The organism is Candidatus Polarisedimenticolia bacterium (assembly GCA_036001465.1).
In the GTDB taxonomy this organism is placed as follows: domain Bacteria; phylum Acidobacteriota; class Polarisedimenticolia; order Gp22-AA2; family Gp22-AA2; genus Gp22-AA3.
Genome location: DASYUH010000047.1, coordinates 1 through 1956 on the forward strand (window position 1 = coordinate 1; position 1956 = coordinate 1956).

Consider the following 1956-nt stretch of genomic DNA (forward strand, 5'->3'; position numbering starts at 1 on the left):
ACGAAGAAGGGTCATGGGAACCCAAGCCCCGGAGCACCCTGGTTCGTGGAAGGCAAGGGACGACGAGGATGCTTCAGCGCGGCTTCCCGGAGCCGCTCGTCCTCGTCCTTCTGCAGCAGGAACTCCACGAAGTCCTCGACCTCGGCGAGATTCCCTCGCGCGACTGTGTACGATCGGTTATCCGGGACGCTTCACCGATGATCTGTGATCGATGGCCCACCTTCGACGAGCTCGCGGATCCGGGCCGTCAGGTCGGCGGGAGCCGTGAAGTCTGCATGAGACCGGAAGAGAGCCGCCGCGCGCCGCACGTCCTCCAGCCGGCGGACCTCGGCCAGCACCTTCGGGAATTGCCTCGCACGCTCGGCGTCCGATGCGAAGAGCAGCTGGCCTGACGTCACACGGCCAAGGTGATCTCCCTTGGCGAGATCCCGCCCAGCGCGGGGAGCACGTCAGCCTTGAGCACGCGACGGTATTCGTCGAGTGTGCGCGGCGCGAGCGGCTCGCCTCGCTTCATCCCGTCGCCCCGGGCCGCGGATTCGAGGTGGCGGGCCGTCAGGTCGGCGAAGGTCTCGCCCACGAGTCTTGCCTTCTGGGCCTCGGCGGCGGCCGCCGCTTCACGGCCAACGCGTCAACGCCCATGCGTCTCTGGGCTCGGACCTCCAGCGCACGCGCGCGAGCATCGGCCAAGGTGATCTCGTCGGCTGGCCCGAGCGTGAGGCGCCGAACGGCGCCGTTCATGCGGTACCAAGCGCTGTTGGTCCTCGCCTTGCCGGTGATTCTCAAGACGAGGCGTCGGCCTTCTGGTCCCAGTAGTCGATTCTGGCCCCGCCTTCGCCGGCGGGGAGCGCCAGAGCGCTCTTGGCGGTCAGCGTTACCGTGGGCATGTTCGAATCCTCGACCCCCGGTTGGACACCTGAGGTCCGACTCCGGGGGTGCACCGGAGGTGCACCGCGCCGAAACTTCCTGGCTAAGCAGGGAACACGCCGAAACAGACTAGACGACAGCCTGACCCGCGAAGTCAAGCATTTCTAGCTACATCTGGGTTTCAGCAGGTTGCAGGGTGGTGCGCCCCGGGCGATTCGAACGCCCGAACTACAGATTCGTAGTCATCTCGTCGCTTCAGTTAGCTCAATCGCTTAGCCGGAATGCACGCCCCTGGGGGTGCACCGGGGTGGCGCCTGCTAAGAGATGAAGACGTGGGTCGCACCCAGCCTGCCGGTGCCCGATCCTGGACCGGTCTCGCAACGAAACATTGACTCTTCTCTTCGTTGCTCGGGACCGGGAGCACACCAATGCCGTCGCGCTCGAGCGCTGCCTCGAGGCAAAGCTCGTCACGATCTGTCGCCCGGCACCGGGAACTCCGCGATCGCGACGCCGCAGAACTCGCCCTGGCACGCACAGAGGCGGGACGGTGGAGGCGACAGGTTGAGCTGGGCGAGGACCCCCGCCGCCACCCGGTCGCACCGCGACAGGTGCAGCGGGAACAATTCTGCGCTGGCCAGGCCCGCTCGCTCGAAGAGCTCCTGACGCAGAAGAGCGCGGGCGCGATGGAGGCGGGTCTTCACGGCCTCTTCGCTGACGTCCAGGCATTCGGCGGCCTCGGTGGTGCTGAGCCCTTCCACTTCCCTGAGCATGAATACGGATCGGTAGATCTCCGGGATGGCGTCGAACGAAGACTCCAGGATCGCACGCAGTTCGTGACGCAGGGCCTGCTCCTCGGGGGTCGGAGCCTTGGAGCTCAGTGCGTCCATCGCCGTCTCGTCCAAGTCGGGCATGGCGTCAACCTCTTCTAGACGGCTGCGACGGCGTCGGGAGGCCAGCGCCTCGTTGACGGCGATCCGCGTCAGCCAGGTGCCGAAGCGGGCGCGTTCCTCGAACTGGTGCAGGTGCGTGTAGGCGTTGACGTACGCCTGCTGCATCACCTCCTCGGCCTCCGCCTCGTTCCTGAGGATGGCG

3 protein-coding genes are annotated in these 1956 nt (G+C 66.6%); 1 reads left to right on the forward strand and 2 read right to left on the reverse strand.

Features of this window, described 5'->3' with window-relative positions:
• Positions 1-68 precede the first annotated feature (68 nt).
• The gene (locus VGV60_09865) at positions 69-392 is read left to right on the forward strand and encodes a hypothetical protein (protein HEV8701561.1); all 324 of its coding nucleotides are present in this window, start codon (positions 69-71) and stop codon (positions 390-392) included.
• 2 nt (positions 393-394) lie between these two features.
• On the opposite strand, the gene VGV60_09870 is transcribed toward VGV60_09865, so the two are convergent.
• Together VGV60_09870 and VGV60_09875 are read right to left on the reverse strand one after the other, a co-directional pair.
• Complete coding sequence (locus VGV60_09870) at positions 395-577, reverse strand: hypothetical protein (GenBank protein ID HEV8701562.1); 183 nt, start codon at positions 575-577, stop codon at positions 395-397.
• A 754-nt stretch (positions 578-1331) separates the two neighbouring features.
• A partial coding sequence (locus VGV60_09875) for an RNA polymerase sigma factor (GenBank protein HEV8701563.1) occupies positions 1332-1956 on the reverse strand: 625 nt, incomplete at its 5' end.

Coding starts and splice junctions, on each gene's coding strand:
- VGV60_09865 (HEV8701561.1), top strand. CDS start 69: ATGCTTCAGCGCGGCTTCCCGGAGCCGCTCGTCCTCGTCCTTCTGCAG.